The organism is Pontixanthobacter gangjinensis (assembly GCF_009827545.1).
GTDB lineage: Bacteria > Pseudomonadota > Alphaproteobacteria > Sphingomonadales > Sphingomonadaceae > Pontixanthobacter > Pontixanthobacter gangjinensis.
The window spans coordinates 876425-892568 of the sequence record NZ_WTYS01000001.1; the positions used below are offsets into that span (position 1 = coordinate 876425).

13 protein-coding genes are annotated in these 16144 nt (G+C 56.2%); 7 read left to right on the plus strand and 6 right to left on the minus strand.

The genetic code is table 11. From position 1 onward, the window contains the following. Positions 1-7 precede the first annotated feature (7 nt). Both murJ and secB read right to left on the minus strand, forming a co-directional pair. Positions 8-1585 (minus strand): murein biosynthesis integral membrane protein MurJ, encoded by a 1578-nt coding sequence (murJ, locus tag GRI36_RS04155; protein WP_160597318.1) that lies wholly within the window; start codon positions 1583-1585, stop codon positions 8-10. Positions 1586-1613: 28 nt separating this feature from the next. Then, entirely contained in the window at positions 1614-2138 is a 525-nt protein-coding gene (gene secB / locus GRI36_RS04160; RefSeq protein ID WP_160597319.1) for a protein-export chaperone SecB, read from the minus strand. Between the two features lie 293 nt (positions 2139-2431). On the opposite strand from secB, the gene GRI36_RS04165 reads away from it, so the two are divergent. The 3 genes from GRI36_RS04165 to GRI36_RS04175 are packed head-to-tail and all read left to right on the plus strand — an operon-like array spanning position 2432 to position 4875. After that, entirely contained in the window at positions 2432-3067 is a 636-nt protein-coding gene (locus GRI36_RS04165) for a Tim44/TimA family putative adaptor protein (RefSeq protein ID WP_202392207.1), read from the plus strand. A gap of 25 nt (positions 3068-3092) precedes the next feature. Further along, positions 3093-4280: a murein transglycosylase A gene (gene mltA / locus GRI36_RS04170; protein ID WP_407985659.1), complete on the plus strand. Its 1188-nt coding sequence runs from the start codon at positions 3093-3095 to the stop codon at positions 4278-4280. Positions 4281-4290: 10 nt separating this feature from the next. Next, the gene (locus tag GRI36_RS04175) at positions 4291-4875 is read left to right on the plus strand and encodes a Smr/MutS family protein (protein ID WP_160597321.1); all 585 of its coding nucleotides are present in this window, start codon (positions 4291-4293) and stop codon (positions 4873-4875) included. Between the two features lie 11 nt (positions 4876-4886). On the opposite strand, the gene aroC is transcribed toward GRI36_RS04175, so the two are convergent. Then, positions 4887-5954 (minus strand): chorismate synthase, encoded by a 1068-nt coding sequence (aroC, locus tag GRI36_RS04180; protein ID WP_160597322.1) that lies wholly within the window; start codon positions 5952-5954, stop codon positions 4887-4889. A gap of 109 nt (positions 5955-6063) precedes the next feature. Here aroC and ruvA point away from each other — a divergent pair, with 109 nt between their 5' ends. The 3 genes from ruvA (at position 6064) to ruvB (ending at position 8589) form a co-directional block, all read left to right on the plus strand. Further along, the gene (gene ruvA / locus GRI36_RS04185; RefSeq protein ID WP_160597323.1) at positions 6064-6666 is read left to right on the plus strand and encodes a Holliday junction branch migration protein RuvA; all 603 of its coding nucleotides are present in this window, start codon (positions 6064-6066) and stop codon (positions 6664-6666) included. Between the two features lie 8 nt (positions 6667-6674). Further along, positions 6675-7217: a DsrE family protein gene (locus GRI36_RS04190; protein WP_235902160.1), complete on the plus strand. Its 543-nt coding sequence runs from the start codon at positions 6675-6677 to the stop codon at positions 7215-7217. Positions 7218-7536: 319 nt separating this feature from the next. Continuing rightward, positions 7537-8589, plus strand: a complete 1053-nt coding sequence (ruvB, locus tag GRI36_RS04195; RefSeq protein WP_160597325.1) for a Holliday junction branch migration DNA helicase RuvB — start codon at positions 7537-7539, stop codon at positions 8587-8589. Positions 8590-9156: 567 nt separating this feature from the next. On the opposite strand, the gene GRI36_RS04200 is transcribed toward ruvB, so the two are convergent. The 3 genes from GRI36_RS04200 to GRI36_RS04210 all read right to left on the minus strand — a co-directional run bounded on the left by GRI36_RS04200 (position 9157) and on the right by GRI36_RS04210 (position 14589). Next, positions 9157-9966 (minus strand): hypothetical protein, encoded by an 810-nt coding sequence (locus GRI36_RS04200; RefSeq protein WP_160597326.1) that lies wholly within the window; start codon positions 9964-9966, stop codon positions 9157-9159. A 652-nt stretch (positions 9967-10618) separates the two neighbouring features. Then, on the minus strand, positions 10619-13291 hold the full coding sequence (acnA, locus tag GRI36_RS04205) for an aconitate hydratase AcnA (protein ID WP_160597327.1): 2673 nt from the start codon (positions 13289-13291) through the stop codon (positions 10619-10621). 413 nt (positions 13292-13704) lie between these two features. After that, positions 13705-14589: a DMT family transporter gene (locus GRI36_RS04210; protein ID WP_202392116.1), complete on the minus strand. Its 885-nt coding sequence runs from the start codon at positions 14587-14589 to the stop codon at positions 13705-13707. Between the two features lie 150 nt (positions 14590-14739). Between GRI36_RS04210 and GRI36_RS04215 the strand changes: the two genes are divergently transcribed. Then, positions 14740-16140 (plus strand): L,D-transpeptidase family protein, encoded by a 1401-nt coding sequence (locus GRI36_RS04215; RefSeq protein ID WP_328598347.1) that lies wholly within the window; start codon positions 14740-14742, stop codon positions 16138-16140. The last annotated feature ends 4 nt before the right edge of the window (positions 16141-16144 follow it).

Consider the following 16144-nt stretch of genomic DNA (forward strand, 5'->3'; position numbering starts at 1 on the left):
CCTGTAATTACGCCTGACGGCGCATAAGCCTGCCAATCGTCTCGCGGTCAAGCACGCGTAGGGCAAAGGCGGCGATTGCAAAGGTCAGCGCGCCTGCCAGAACGATGCTCAGAATACTGGCTGCACGCTCCAGCGCACTGCCGGTAAAGTAAGGGTCAGCGCAGGGCATTAGATAATAAAGCACCGCACCCATCATTAGTGCGGCAATCATTATTCGGAACATGCGGCTGACCACGCTTCCAGTGAGTTTGAAATACCCTTTGCGGGCTAATATCGCGTAAAGCAGCGCGACATTGCACCACGCTCCGATCGAACCAGCTATCGCAAGCGACAAGACGCCTAGCCCGAGCGAGAAGATCAGAAAGAGATTGAGGCTGATGGTTACGATCAAGGACACAGCCGCAGTATAAACCGGCGTGCGCGTATCCTTGCGAGCGAAGAAATTGGGTGTCAGCACCTTTACCAGCACATAGGCGGGCAGGCCGATGACCAGTCCCGAAACCACAGTTCCGGTTATCAGTGCGTCTTCGACGGTGAAGGCTCCGCCGACGAAAAACACTTGGGTAAATGCGCTGCCGGTTACGAATAAAGCGACAGCAGAGGGAATGGTTAGCAACATCGCCAGTTCGACCGCATTGCTTTGCAAACGGAATGCTCCATCCGCGTCCTCACTGGCAATAAAGCGCGACAGGGCGGGAAGGATTGCAGTGCCCAGTGCGATACCGATAATGCCAAGCGGGAGCTGGTTCCAGCGGTCAGCCATCGCCAAAAACGTGATCGATCCTTCGGGTAGGCTGCTGAGGAAGAACAGGTCGATGAAACGGCTAATTTGATAGACGCCCGCGCCGAACACGGCAGGCACAATCAACACGCCTAATTGCTTTACATCGGGGGTAATTCGTGGCCGCTTGAACGGAATGCGAAAGCCGCTGCGGCGCATCCAGTATGTAAGCCACAGCAATTGCAGCAAGCCTGAAGTCGTAACTGCGATGGCCAGAAGCAGACCGGTCGATTGGCGGGTAACCTCGCTATCGGCTTGCATCGCGCCCCATGTCAGCGCGGAAATCAGGCAAATGTTGAGCAGAATTGGTGCCGCTGCCGCTGCGGCAAAGCGGGACAGCGAATTAAGTACTGCGGCAGTTAGCGTGGCTAGGCTCATGAACAGCAAATAGGGAAATGCAATGCGGCCCATCATTACCGCGAGCTCGTAATTCTGTTGGTCAGCCTGAAGATCTTCGCTTGCAAAAGCGTAGAGGATCCAGGGCATGGCAATCATCATGATCGCGCCGAAAAACACCAGAATCGGCAACAAAATCGCCAGAATCTCGCTGGCAAAGCGCCTCGCCTCGGTCTGGTCATCGCCATCTTTCATATGACGGTTGAACAGCGGAACGAATGCACTAGCAAACGCGCCTTCCGCAAACAGGCGGCGGAAAATGTTCGGTAGCTGGAAAGCCAATTGCCACGCGTCAGCCACACCGCCAGCACCCAACACGCGGGCGAGCAGCATATCGCGCACAAAGCCGAACAGGCGGCTGACCATGGTCAGACCGCCGATTGTTCCGACGTTCTTCAGCAGGCTCATTGTTCAGCGCCCGCAGGTGTCATCCAGCTTATGCTTCACCAGCGGGAGTGCCGCCAGCTGCCGCTTCCTGTTCAGCTTTCTGCTGCAATTGCTGCATATACAGGCCGTTGAAATCTACCGGATCGAGCATCAACGGCTGGAAACCGGCATCGCGTGTCGCATCGGCAATAACGCGCCGGGCAAAGGGGAACAGCAAGCGAGGGCCTTCGGCATACATGAAGGCATGCATTTGCTCTTCTGGCATGTTGCGCATCCCTACTAGGCCGCAATATGCAAGCTCCACTAGATAGACACTGCCTTGCTCTGCTTTGGCGCTGACGTTGATCTTCAATTCGACTTCGTGAACTTCATCATTCACTGGCTTGGCCGCGATGTTGAACTGCAGGTCGATCTGCGGTTGATCAGTATACTGGAAGCTGGCCGGAGCGTTTGGGTTTTCGACCGAAAGATCTTTCACATATTGTGAAATGATACCCGCGACGGGGCTCGTATCAGCGCCATTGGGTGCTGGATCCATGTTCAGATCGGTGAGAATGTCGCCTTCGTCGGCCATGATGTTTGTGTCTTTCGCTTGTATTTTGTGGATATCATTCCCGAACCTGCAAAAGTCCGGATCGGCGGCGCGAGTAGCACCGTCATGCGGTGCTCGCAACTTCAACTACTCTCAAAGCTGGCAAATTTCTTGACCCTGGGACGTGCCCGAAATGTGGTTTGGGGCGTTGTTCATTTGTATTCACACCCTATTTAGGGCACGAATGGTAAACAGGCTTAGGCGCATCTGTCTGCGCCGCCGCAAAACAGGTACTTATAGTGTCAGGTCATATTGTTGAAATCGTAATCCTTGCCATGGTCGCAGCCTTTCTTGGACTGCGCCTCTATTCGGTGCTGGGGCAACGCGCCGAGCACGAAGAGGAATCAATCCCGACCCACCGCGAAACACCAGCGCAACCCCGCAAGGCGGAACAGGCACAGCGCGACGAAGTCATTCCTCAAAATTCCCAGCAATTTCAAGAAAGCCCTAGCATAGTTCCGGCAGTTGAGCGCGGGGTTCGGGAAATCGCAGCGGCTGATCGTAGCTTTGATATCACCAGCTTCATCGAAGGTGCGAAAGCTGCCTACGCTATTATCCTCGAAGCGTTCTGGAAGGGCGACCGTGAAACTCTGCGCGAATTGTGCGATTCGGATGTGTATGAGAGCTTCGACGCAGCCATTACGATGCGTGAGAAAGCAGGCGAAAAACTCGACAACCGCCTGATTCGGATTGAAGAATCGGTTATTGACCGCGCATCACTCGACGGCAAGACGGCACGTCTTGCGGTGCGTTTCGTCGCTGATATCGCGGCGGTTACCTATGATAAGGACGGTACGATGATCGCGGGTTCACTCGATGATGCGATTGAAAGCCGCGATGTTTGGACATTCATGCGTGACATCAACTCTTCCGATCAAAACTGGCTGCTCGACGAGACTGACGAGGGTTGATCGGGGATAGAGGGCTGGTTTAGCGATGCGTATGAACCAGGTCTTGGTTGCTTTAAGCGGGCTACTTCTGCTTTCTGCATGCGGCAGTCTTATTCCCGAAAGCGCCCCGCCGCCTATCCAGATTGATCCTGCGACTATTACCAGCGCGCGGCTCGCAGGGGTTGCCTCGGGTCCATCAGTTGCCGGTCTTGGCATGGCTCAGCCCGATGCAGATGCTGCGCTGAGTGCCTTCATCGAAAGCTGCCCATCTCTGCTGCGACGTGAGGATCGGACCGGTTTGACGCGCCCAGAAGATTGGCGTGAGGCGTGCACGGCTGCACCAGCATATCGAAGCGACGCTCCCGCATTCTTCAAAACGTATTTTGAAACTGCCCGAATCGGAACCGGCGAAGCTTTCGCGACGGGTTATTTCGAGCCGGAAATTCGCGGATGCCGGATGCGCAGCCCTGGATGCGAAGTGCCGGTTTATGCCATCCCGAATGATTTGGTCCGTGAATGGCCTGCAGGAACCGCTGAAGCGGAAAAGACAGGTCGTGCGCCGCTTGGCCGAATTGATGAAAGCGGTAATGCTGTACCCTATTATACCCGCGCGGAAATCGAAGATGGCGCATTGGAAGATCGCGGCATTGCATTCGCTTACGCCGCCGATCCGGTCGAAATGTTCTTTCTCCAAATACAAGGTTCTGGCCGGCTTAAGCTGGATGACGGGTCGGTCATGCGGATCGGCTATGCGGGTCAGAACGGGCATAGCTATACCGGCATAGGCGGGGTGATGCGCGAACGCGGGTTGCTAGGCGATGGACCGGGTAAATACCCCGGATCGATGCAGGGCATCATGTCGTATATTCGCGAAAATCCAGCCGAGGGTAAAGCGTTGATGCGGCTCAATGAAAGCTGGATATTCTTCACCGAATTGACCGGCGATGGACCTTTGGGCTCGCTCGGCATTCCAGTTCGGCGCGAAAGTTCGGTAGCGGTAGATCCGCGGTTTGTGCCCTATGGCGCGCCGGTTTGGCTGGACCTTGACCGCGACGTTGCGGACGGTTTGTGGATTGCGCAGGACACGGGCGGCGCGATTAAGGGCGCCAATAGGTTTGATACGTTCTGGGGCGCTGGCGAGGATGCTCGCGAAATTGCTGGCGGGATGAGCGGCCGAGGACAAGCACTGATCTTGTTACCCAAGGGTACAGTCAAGCGCCTCAACGGCAAATAAGGGCGGTGCAGTGAAACTCCCTCGCGGCCTGTCTGCCGAAGAAGAGGCCGCATGGGCAAAGCTTGCCTCCTCGGTTGAACCGCTTGATGGGCGGGTGATTCCGGCGGTTTCTGCGGAGCCGAGCGCAAAAGAACCTGCTCCCATACAAAAGAGAGCCAAGCCAGTTGCTTTTCCGCCAAAGCAGCGCCCGCCAATTCAAAGTCCAGCAGCTCGGCAGCCAGTGCCGCGAATGGCGCGGCGCATCGGCGGACAAACGCTCGACGCTAAATGGGACCGGAAGCTCAAATCGGGCGATATCGCGCCCGATTATACACTTGATTTGCACGATCATTATTTGGATGCCGCGCATGAACGGCTCGAAAGCGGAATGATGCAGGCGCGGGCAATGGAGGCGAGGCTGGTGCTGGTTATTACCGGCAGGCCGCGCCCGGTCGATGCAGCTGACAGAGCTACTAAACGCGGGGTTATCCGGGCAAAGCTGCTCGATTGGCTGGCAGCTGGCGACCATGCAGATTCCATCGCTGCGGTGAGAAAGGCGCATCGCCGCCACGGCGGGGAGGGTGCCTTGTATATTGTGCTGCGGCGCATCCGCTAATTAGCCAAGCTTCATCCACATTGGGCGCGGTGCAGCATTTTGTGGTCAGCGAGGATCAGCGCCATCATCGCTTCGACAACAGGCGTTCCACGAATGCCAACGCAGGGATCGTGCCGACCCTTAGTCTGGATCTGAGTGTTCTCACCCGAAGAACTTATGGTATCAACTGGCGTTAGAATTGAGCTGGTCGGCTTGAACGCTACGCGGCAAACTACCGGTTGTCCGGTCGAGATTCCGCCGGCAATACCCCCGGCATGATTGGCCTCGAATTCGGGTCCATTTGCGCCTGAGCGCATCGGGTCGGCATTCTGCTCGCCCGACAGCCTCGCCGCGCCAAAGCCGTCTCCGATTTCCACACCCTTGACCGCATTGATGCTCATCATTCCGCCTGCGAGGTCGGCATCAAGTTTTGCATAGACCGGAGCGCCCCACCCGGCTGGAACGCCGGTGGCAACACATTCTACAACTGCGCCGAGCGAGGAGCCTGCCTTTCGCGCATCATCGACCAGTTTCTCCCAGCGTTTCGCCGCCACCGGATCGGGGCAGAAGAACGGATTGTTGCTGATCTCCGCAAAATCGATGTTCGCCGGATCGATTGTGTCATCACCGATCTGGCTGACATAAGCGGTTATTGTCACTTCCGGCATGATCACTCGCGCAACTGCTCCAGCTGCTACTCGCGCGGCGGTTTCACGCGCGCTCGACCGTCCGCCGCCGCGATAGTCGCGGAAGCCGTATTTCGCGTCATAGGCATAGTCTGCGTGGCCAGGGCGATAGGCTTTGGCGACTTCGGAATAATCCTTGCTGCGCTGATCGACATTTTCGATCATCAGCGAAATCGGCGTGCCGGTCGTCTTGCCCTCGAAAACACCGGACAGAACCCGCACCGTATCGGGTTCCTTGCGTTGGGTGGTGTATTTTGACTGGCCCGGTTTGCGCGCATCCATGAACGGCTGGATATGATCCTCTGAAAGGGCGAGGCCCGGCGGGCACCCGTCCAGCACCGCGCCCAGCGCGGGTCCGTGGCTTTCGCCCCATGTCGTAAACCGCAGCACGCGGCCAAAAGTGTTCCAGCTCATACCGCATTCCTTGTCTTAAGCGTGGGCAAGTGTCCAGATTGACATCGTTTGGGCTGGACCAAGCGCAGCTTTCCGCGCAGGAACAAACCATGATTACAAAGCGCGCCTTATGATTGCGAAACTTCGGGGACTGCTCGATGAAACCGGCACAGACTGGGCCGTGCTTGATGTGCAAGGCGTGGGCTATCTCGTCCATTGCTCTACCAAAACACTGGCGGCACTTGGCGAGGTGGGCGAGGGTTGCACGATCTACACCGATTTGCAGGTGAGCGAGAATGATATGCGGCTGCTTGGATTTGCCGAGGCTGCCGAGCGCGATTGGTTTCGCTTACTCACGCAGGTGCAAGGCGTAGGCAGCAAAGTTGGCCTTGCAATCCTGTCGGCGCTGTCGACGGCAGAGGTTCAGTCTGCATGCGCCAATGGTGATGCGGCAATGGTTGCGCGGGCCAATGGCGTCGGGCCGAAACTGGCCGGGCGCATTGTCAATGAATTGAAGGATAAGGCCGGGGCGCTTCCCGCATCGCCGGGCGTGGGCGGAATGGCGATCTCTCCCGCAAGAGGGGCCAGTGCCGATGCCGTCTCGGCGCTCGAGAACCTTGGCTTTAAACCAGCGGTTGCGGCGCGCGCCGTGGCGCTGGCGCAAAGCGAATTGGGCGAAGACGCGAAAGAGAACGAGCTGATCCGTGTGGCTTTGAAAAGGGCAGCAGGTTGATGGAGAGAATGATGAAATATTTGGCAATTCTGGCAGCTTTGATGTTTGCCTTACCTGCTTCTGCACAAGATATGTCCGCTTTTAAAACCGGGCCAGTGTTTGAAGGCTTCGGGCCGCATGCTCCGGTTGAGGGAATGGGCCAGGTGCCTGCCGATACCGAATTTTCGATTGCGTTCGACGTCGCGAAGCTGGCCGAAGAAGGCAAAGCCAATCGCAGTTTCGAAAGCGCGGCTCGGTTCATCAATATGCATGTCGCGGCGGGTGTCGATCCTGAGAATATCCGCATCGCGGTAGTGGTTCACGGCAAGGCATCGCTCGACTTGATGAGCGATGAGGCTTGGTCAGCGAAAGGCAATAAAGGCGCAAATCCGTCTTCCGCGATGATCCGCGAAATGCTCGATCACGGTGTGCGTTTCATCCTTTGCGGTCAAAGCGGAACCGCCAATGGCATGACGCAGGCAGATTTGGTTCCAGGCGTGGAAACAGCGCTCTCCGCCATGACCGCCCATGCACTGTTGCAACAGCGCGGTTATACGGTGAACCCGTTTTGATCGAGGATCGCGCCTTATTTCGTCCTCATAATCCTGATCTTTCCTCAGGATCCATAGTTTCGCGGGCTTTGTTCGAGCGGTCCCAATTCCAACCCCAGTGCCAAATCGTGCCAGCCGCGGTTTTCGCTTTCGATCAGGCTGATTTTCCACTGTCGGCGCCATCGTTTGAGTTGCTTTTCTCACTCAAGGGCCTTGGCTATTCCGCCGAACAATTAGAAGCGGACGAGACGGACGAAATTATAGCGACTGGCAAAGCTGGACATGGTTTTGGTTCGAAATGGATGCTCAAACAAGTTCAGCATGACGGCCATAGGGTACCATGACCGAAAACCCCGACCTTACGCCGGAGCGGCAACCGGAGGACCATGATGCGGCTTTGCGCCCCAAGTCGCTGACCGAATTTATCGGGCAGGAGGCGGCACGGGAAAATCTTCGCGTGTTTGTCGAGGCGGCCAAGTCTCGCGGGGAGGCGATGGATCATGTGTTGTTCTTTGGCCCGCCCGGCCTTGGCAAGACCACGCTTGCACAGATTGTTGCCAAGGAACTGGGAGTGGGTTTCCGCGCCACTTCGGGGCCGGTTATTGCCAAGGCGGGTGATCTGGCGGCTCTGCTGACCAATCTCGAAGAAGGCGATGTCCTGTTCATTGACGAGATTCACCGGCTGAGCCCGGTGGTCGAGGAGGTGCTTTACCCCGCAATGGAAGACCGCGCGCTCGACATCATCATCGGAGAGGGGCCATCGGCGCGCAGCGTGCGGATCGATTTGCCGCCCTTCACGCTGGTCGGCGCAACCACACGACAGGGATTGTTGACCACGCCGCTGCGCGACCGGTTCGGCATTCCCGTCCGGCTGAATTTCTACACCGAGGAAGAATTGGAGCGCGTGGTAACACGCGGGGCCAAGCTGCTCGATATGGCTATTGAATCCGGCGGCGCACGCGAGATAGCCCGCCGCGCAAGGGGAACGCCGCGTGTCGCTGGCCGCTTGATGCGCCGCGTGCGCGACTTTGCCCATGTCGCGGGCGACGGGGTCGTTACCGCCAAAATTGCTGATGAAGCGCTCACCCGTCTAGAGGTTGACCGTTTGGGTTTAGACGCGATGGATCGCCGCTATCTCCACATGATTGCGGGCATTTACAAAGGCGGTCCGGTGGGCGTTGAAACGCTCGCGGCTGGCCTTGCCGAACCGCGTGATACGATCGAGGAAGTCGTTGAACCGTTCCTGATTCAACTGGGCCTGATCGCGCGCACTGCACGCGGACGCTGCCTTAACGACGGGGGCTGGAAGCATCTCGACATAACCCCGCCAAAACGCACAAGTGATTCGGGCTACGATACCGGTCAAAGCGGCTTGTTCGACGCGAATGGTTAAGACCTTAGAAGGAAATAGGGTGGTTTCGGTTTCATAGTGGGACAAGTCGCCCAAATGCCCGGTTTATTGGACAAGAATTTTACAGTTGGTACGATTTTCATAGTTAATTTGATTGCTGGTTAAGGGGTTTGGGCGTCTTCTGGTGTGACAGGGAAGTGCCACGAAGCGGACCCGCCGTCGAATTGGGCCTCCCAAGAGTAACTAAGAGAGTTTGCCCATGTCGGTAAAAATGGCCCTAGCGAAATTGTCTGCGACTGCAGCAGGCGGTGCGCTGTTAGCAGGTGGCGCGGTGCATGTCGCCGAAACCCCGATCACGGATTCCCCGTCTTACAAGTCGGTTAAGGGGCCCCAATCGGTAAAAGCCGAACCGCGCTATATCAAGGACCGTCCGACCACGCGTCGCCGCGTTGTTCACACAGAACCGCGCAAGCGCCGGATTGTGAAACGCGTTGTAGAATGCGAACCCGCAGTCGGTATGGGCCCTGGCGGCCATGCAACTGGCGCTGTTGTTAATGGTCAAGGCTGCGCGCCAGCCTATCAAATGGCGCTGGCAGCCATTCCTGCACCTTATGCCCCGCCACCACAGCCAACATTCCGAGGTGGCGGCGGCAATGGCGCAGGCGTGACCGTAATTGGAGGCAGCGGCGGCCTTGGAGGAGGGTTCGGTGGAGGCTTCTTCGGCGGCTTCGGTGGAAGTTCCAGCGGTAGCTCGGGCGGTAGCGTCGTTGTCAGCTCGACCACGACAACTTCTGGCGGAACCTCTTCGGGTACTTCTGGCGGTGACATCATTATCGATATCGACAACACCAGCGGTGGCAGCTCCACTTCGACTTCGACCGGGGGGCTCACCTCGACCACGACTACAGGCGGCCTGACTTCGACCACAACCACTGGTGGTGTCAGCACTTCAACCGGCGGCGTATCGACTTCGACTGGTGGCGTTTCAACGTCGACTGGTGGTGTGACGTCGACTACATCGACCTCGACATCGTCGGGGAATGTCTCAACCAGTTCGGGGAATGTGTCGAGCAGTTCAGGCAACAATGCGAGTTCGTCGACTTCGGGCAACGTTTCTAGCAGCAGCTCGGGCAATGTTTCGAGCAGCAGCTCGACATCTGGCAATGTGACCAGTTCGTCGTCGACATCGGGCAATGTTTCCACATCGACCAGCACATCGGGCAATATTACCAGCTCGACCAGCTCTTCGACCTCGACCAGCTCGTCATCCAGCACTTCGACTTCAACATCGTCGTCAGGAAACAATACGACGACAACAACAACATCGGGAATGACCTCCAACGGCGGCACGCCGGTGCCTGCTCCACCAATGACAATCTTGTTCGGTCTGGCAGCAGCAGCGGTAATGGGCCGCCGCAAGCTGAAGGTGAAGAAATCGGCTTAAGCGCCACTTTCAAGAATGCGCAAAGAAAGGGCGGCTCCGCAACGGGCCGCCCTTTTCATTTGTTAGAGATTCTAGAACATTCAGTCCGCCTCGATGCTATCCGCCACATTGGTTACCCACCGAACACCAGCAATCGTCATGATGCCGCCCAGCTCCCAGACGTTAGCGTATCCATACCCATGCAAATTGACCGCTCCGTCAATGTGACTTGCCTTAATGCCGAAGCGGACCGAGCGTCTAGCAGCAGTACATCTTCATTGTATGCGATCTCAAAAAATGCATCGTGATCGAGAAAATGCTGCTGACGGGTACCTACGAAATTGATCGCGTACTTTGTGAAGCCATCATAGCTGATCTCGGGGCACGGTACTGCATCATTGGCGGACAAGGACACACCGACCAAAGCCAATGACAGCGTAAAATCATGGCAAGATGGATTTAAAACTCCCCCTCCCTATGTAGAGAGACAGGCTGCGCGCAAAGACGTTACATACCGAGGAAGTACCTGCCTTCTCCGCAGAATACGGATATACATGCCATAGTTATCAGGTCAGATTTTTTGAAATTGGTCGAACGAAAAAGGCGCCGATCAAAGACCAGCGCCTTTCTTGATAATTGCCGTTCGGCTCAAGCAGCCAATTTGCGCAACACGTAGTGGAGGATTCCGCCGTTGCGGTAATATTCCATTTCGTTGGCGGTATCGATCCGGCACTGCGCGGTGAAGCTGAAGCTCGTGCCATCAGCACGGGTCACAGCTACTTCGACATCCTGACCCGGTGTCAGGTCTGCGAGGCCGAGGATGCTGAAGCTGTCTTCGCCGGTTAGGCCAAGCGTTTCGCGGGTGTCGCCGTCTTTGAACTGGAGCGGAAGCACACCCATACCAACAAGGTTGGAACGGTGAATACGCTCGAAGCTTTCGACGATCACAGCGCGGACACCAAGAAGAATGGTCCCCTTTGCAGCCCAATCGCGGCTGGAGCCAGTTCCATATTCCTTGCCGCCAATAACGATCAATGGGGTGCCATCGGCCTTGTGCTTCATGGCAGCGTCGTAAATTGCCATCTGTTCGCCATTGTAGGTGGTTACGCCGCCTTCAACACCGGGAACCATTTCGTTCTTTATGCGGATATTGGCAAAGGTGCCGCGCATCATCACTTCGTGGTTACCGCGACGCGAGCCATAGGAATTGAAGTCAGCCTTCGCGACCTGATTGCTCATGAGATATTCGCCAGCGGGGCTGTCTTGCTTGATCGCACCAGCTGGTGAGATGTGGTCGGTGGTGACCGAATCACCAAGCACAGCGAGCGGTTTTGCATCATTGATGTCGGTGATCGGGGCAGGGGTCATATCCATGCCATCGAAATAAGGCGGGTTGGCGACATAGGTGCTGCCGGGACGCCATTGGTATGTGTCCGAACCATCAACATTGATCGCCTGCCAATGCTCATCGCCCTTATAGACATCAGCATAACGGGTTTCGAACATCCCGCGATCGATCGAGCTGGCGCGCAAATCGGCAATTTCAAGATTGCTGGGCCAGATGTCCTTGAGAAACACGTCATTGCCATCTTGATCTTGGCCAAGCGGTGTATCGACCATGTCGGTCGTGACGGTGCCGCGCAAAGCATAAGCGACCACGAGCGGCGGCGAAGCGAGAAAGTTTGCTTGTACATCTGGGGAAATCCGGCCTTCGAAGTTGCGATTGCCCGAAAGGACAGACGCAGCGACGATGTTGTTACCATTGATGGCTTTGCTAATCGGTGCAGCCAGAGGGCCTGAGTTGCCGATGCAAGTAGTGCAACCATATCCGACCAGGTCGAAGCCAATCGCATCGAGGTCATCCTGCAATCCGGCTTTGACGAGGTAGTCTGTGACCACCTGCGATCCCGGTGCGAGGCTGGTTTTGACCCACGGTTTAGGCATCAGGCCCTTGGCGCGCGCCTTGCGCGCGACGAGGCCGGCAGCGATCAAAACATCAGGGTTGGATGTATTTGTGCAGCTGGTGATTGCAGCGATTACAACGTCGCCATCGCCAATGTCGTGGTCTTCGCCTTCTACCGCGACACGCTCTGCAGCGTCTTTCTTGAAGATCTTCTTCAGATCGCCGTTGAACAGCTCGTCAACATTGGGGAGCGTAACCTTGTCTTGAGGGCGCTTGGGACCTGCTAGCGATGGGACGACGCTGGCCATGTCGAGGCTGAGGGTCTTTGTGAAGACAGGCTCGTTCGCCGGATCGAACCACATTCCCTGTGCTTTCGAATACGCTTCGATCAATGCGATTTGATCTTCATCGCGGCCGGTTAGACGCATATATTCGATAGTTTTATCATCAATCCCGAAGAAGCCGCACGTTGCGCCATATTCTGGTGCCATATTGGCGATAGTCGCCCGGTCCGCTAGGCTGAGGTTTGACACGCCAGGGCCGTAAAATTCTACAAAACTGCCAACTACGCCAACTTCGCGGAGCATTTGGACGCAGGTGAGTACGAGGTCGGTTGCGGTCACGCCTTCTGGCATCGCGCCATCAAGCTTGAAACCAACAACCTGCGGGACCAGCATTGAAACTGGTTGGCCGAGCATAGCCGCTTCGGCTTCGATTCCGCCAACGCCCCAGCCAAGAACGCCAAGGCCGTTGATCATAGTGGTGTGGCTGTCTGTTCCAACGCATGTATCAGGGTAGGCGACTATTGTGCCATCAGGTCCGGCAGATGACCAAACGCCTTGGCCGATGTGCTCAAGGTTGACCTGGTGGCAGATGCCGGTGCCCGGAGGGACCGCTTTGAAATTGTCGAGGCTTTTTGCGCCCCATTTCAAGAAGTCATAGCGCTCTGCATTGCGCTGGTATTCCATTTCAACATTGTGTTCGAACGCTTTGGGATGACCGAATTCATCGACCATAACCGAGTGATCGATCACCAGATGAACTGGAACCTGCGGATTAATCTTTTGCGTATCGCCGCCTAGCTTGCCAATTGCATCGCGCATTGCCGCCAAGTCGACCACACAGGGGACGCCTGTGAAATCCTGAAGCAAGACGCGGGCAGGGCGATACTGGATCTCGGTACCAGTCTTCGGGTCCTTCTGCCAATCGGCGAGGCCCTGAATATCATCGGTTGAAACGGTAAATCCGCCATCTTCGAAACGCAGCAGGTTTTCCAGCAGAACCTTCATCGAGAACGGCAATTTGCTGACATCGCCAATGGTCTCACTGGCTTTGGCGAGAGAGTAATACGCATATTCCTTGCCGCCCACTTTGAGCGTGCTGCGTGTTCCGAGTGTGTCCTGGCCGACCTGGGTCATGCTGCGGGTAATCCTTTCATGGATGGGGCCCGCGCGCTCCCGATTTCAAATCGGGCGTTCAGCGGACAAAATATCTCCCGCGCACCTGCTACTTCAATGCCGTTTGGTCAAGTCCGCAACCTCCCAAAATCACGGATGGGCGGCCTTAAATGCGTTACACATGTTTACTGGCGGCTTTCGCAATTCCTCCTTAACCATCAACCGAGTTGGTCGAATGGATAAAGATGGGAAACTGGACAGGACCATGAATAGAGAGCGCCATGTGCAACCCCTCAACCAGATGCGTATGGCCGTCTTTAGCGCAGCAACTGCGATGCTCGCTTGTTTCTATTTGGCGTTTGTCCTGTCAGGTAATCCTGCGAATGCGGCTCAAGTCGCGATCCATTCAGTTTCGGTGAGCCAAACGGCTCTTGCTAGATAGCGCTTTGTTCAGGGCGCCTTCGGGTCGCAACCAGACAACCAACTACGATCATCATGGCCCCGGCAACGGTGGTCATGGTGATCGCTTCGGCAAAGACGTACCATCCAAGCAAAGCTGCCCACAGAAAACCAGAATATTCTAACGGGACCAGATACTGCGCCTCTGCCCGTGCATAGGCCCAGGTCAGCGACAATGCTCCAGCCACTGTGAGAGCAGCAGCAGCCGAGATACTGCCCAATATCGGAAGGGACGGGACTGTCAGAAACCACGGGGCAAAAACCGCTAAGACGCTGAACGCAACGCCGCTATGGAAAGTTGTGGCTTCGGTTGGACTAGAGATGAGGGCTTGCTGACGGATAATTATGAAATTCCAGGCGTAAAGCATCGCCGAAAACAGAATAGCGCCAAGTCCTTTCAAGGTTTCAATGTCGAAATCGGCTGCTCCCAATCTGCCACTTACGATGATGATTGTCCCAAGGAAGCCGAGTAGCGATGCATAGACAGCTTCGCGGCGGATTACCTCACCGAGTAATATTGCCGCCAAATAAAGAGTGATCAGGGGTGCGATAAAGCTGATCGCAATCGCCTCGGCAATCGGCAGCTTGGTCAATGCATAAAAGAAGCTGAGCGCCATGAAGCCGGACACTGTTCCACGCAAGATGTGCACTTTTAGCACGGCACGCTTCGGCCATTTTCCGCCGGTCCCGAGCCAGATTGGCGCGATAATCAATGTTCCGATCGCAGAGCGCAATATTGCCGCGCTGTAGGCCCCGGCGGCCAGCGAGGCGCTTTTCATAAATGCATCCATTGCCGACAGAAAACACACGCCGAGCAGAGCAGCCGCAAACGGCATGTAGGCGAGGTGCTTTTCAGACATGGAACTCGCATAGGCATTGTGTGGCGCTGCGTCACCACTCGCCCGCAATTCAGCCCCCAGTCAGCCATCATGGTTGATGGATTCTTCGCAATGGGGCAAATCATATCAATCGCCGAGAACTATTTTGGCGCGAACAGGGTGAGATAAGACGTGACGACCAGCAAGATTTTCCGGATTTCACTTTTGGCCGTGGCAAGCGCCACAATTGCTTTGCCGGTGGGCTTGGCGGCGCAATCCAGCGCTACCAAAGCGCCGGAGAACTTAATTCCTCAGCAACCAGCAATTGCCAGCGTTCCGGTGGACGCCGAAGATGATGTGGTTGTGTCTGACGCGGTCCTCGACGGTATTGATGCGATGGCGAAAGACGAAAGCCCAGCCTTGCAAAGCTGGAGCATTGAAAACGCGCGCGCTTTAGCTGCGATTGTGGAGGGGGTCGACGAAGAAGGCCTAAAGCCGGCAGACTATAATTTACTCGGCCTGCGGGCTGCGATCGAAGCCGGGCCCAGCTCCGCGCTCAATGAAATCGCGTCAAAATCTTTTCAATATCTCGTGGAAGATTTGCGCGACGGGCGCACTCCAATGGATGCGCGCAAACAATGGTTTGTGTTTGATCCCGACCAAGACCGTTATCCTACGAAGAAGCTGATGTCAGAGGCCCTCGAATCGGGCGATATGGCAGGTGTACTTTCCAAAATCATGCCTGAGCATCCTGACTATCAGCGTTTGAAGGGAGAGCTGGCGAAGACGCCGGCGACCAATCCTGCGCGTCAAAAACTGATCCGCGCTAACATGGACCGATGGCGCTGGCTCGCGCGCGACTTGGGTGGCCAATATTTGATGACCAATGTCCCCGAATTTCAGCTGCGACTGACGGTGAATGACAAGATTATCCGGACCTACCGGACCGTGGTGGGCAAGCCGGGCCGCACCGCTACGCCGCAAATTGCCGAGAGCGTCGAGGGCGTCATATTCAATCCGACTTGGACAGTGCCGCAGTCAATAGTGAAGGGCGAAGGCCTGGGTGCTCGTGTTCTGGCCAATCCGGCTTGGGGCCGCGCGCGCGGCTATAAGGCGTCTCGTGGGGCGAATGGCTGGGTCAGTGTGGTTCAGCAACCTGGACCAAGTAATTCGCTCGGGCTGATGAAGCTCGACATGCCCAACAAACATGCAATCTTTTTCCATGACACACCGTCACGGCATTTGTTCAAAAACGATGCGCGGGCTCTGAGCCATGGCTGCATCCGCACAGAACGGGCGACTGAGTTGGCGATTGCATTGGCGATTTTGCAAGGAGGGCTGACAGCCGATGAGGGCGTCGAGAAGCTGAAATCGGGCGTGTATACGAAAGTGCCATTCCAAAAGACCATGCCCGCCTACATCACCTATTTCACAATGGCACAAAACATTGATGGTGAGCTGACTACATTCTCGGATATTTACGGTCGCGATGCGGCTGTTTTGGCGAGCCTGGATGCACCACGAAAAGCAAACAGGTCACGCGTAACCGACGAACAGGTGATCGTGATCGAGGATAATTTGCGTGACAGCTGATAGC

Excerpts from the sequence above, each read along its gene's own strand:
- ruvB (WP_160597325.1), top strand. The coding sequence starts at position 7,537 with ATGACCGAAAACCCCGACCTTACGCCGGAGCGGCAACCGGAGGACCAT.
- murJ (WP_160597318.1), bottom strand. The coding sequence starts at position 1,585 with ATGAGCCTGCTGAAGAACGTCGGAACAATCGGCGGTCTGACCATGGTC.
- ruvA (WP_160597323.1), top strand. The coding sequence starts at position 6,064 with ATGATTGCGAAACTTCGGGGACTGCTCGATGAAACCGGCACAGACTGG.
- GRI36_RS04210 (WP_202392116.1), bottom strand. The coding sequence starts at position 14,589 with ATGTCTGAAAAGCACCTCGCCTACATGCCGTTTGCGGCTGCTCTGCTC.
- acnA (WP_160597327.1), bottom strand. The coding sequence starts at position 13,291 with ATGACCCAGGTCGGCCAGGACACACTCGGAACACGCAGCACGCTCAAA.
- mltA (WP_407985659.1), top strand. The coding sequence starts at position 3,093 with ATGCGTATGAACCAGGTCTTGGTTGCTTTAAGCGGGCTACTTCTGCTT.
- GRI36_RS04165 (WP_202392207.1), top strand. The coding sequence starts at position 2,432 with ATGGTCGCAGCCTTTCTTGGACTGCGCCTCTATTCGGTGCTGGGGCAA.
- secB (WP_160597319.1), bottom strand. The coding sequence starts at position 2,138 with ATGGCCGACGAAGGCGACATTCTCACCGATCTGAACATGGATCCAGCA.
- GRI36_RS04190 (WP_235902160.1), top strand. The coding sequence starts at position 6,675 with ATGATGAAATATTTGGCAATTCTGGCAGCTTTGATGTTTGCCTTACCT.
- aroC (WP_160597322.1), bottom strand. The coding sequence starts at position 5,954 with ATGAGCTGGAACACTTTTGGCCGCGTGCTGCGGTTTACGACATGGGGC.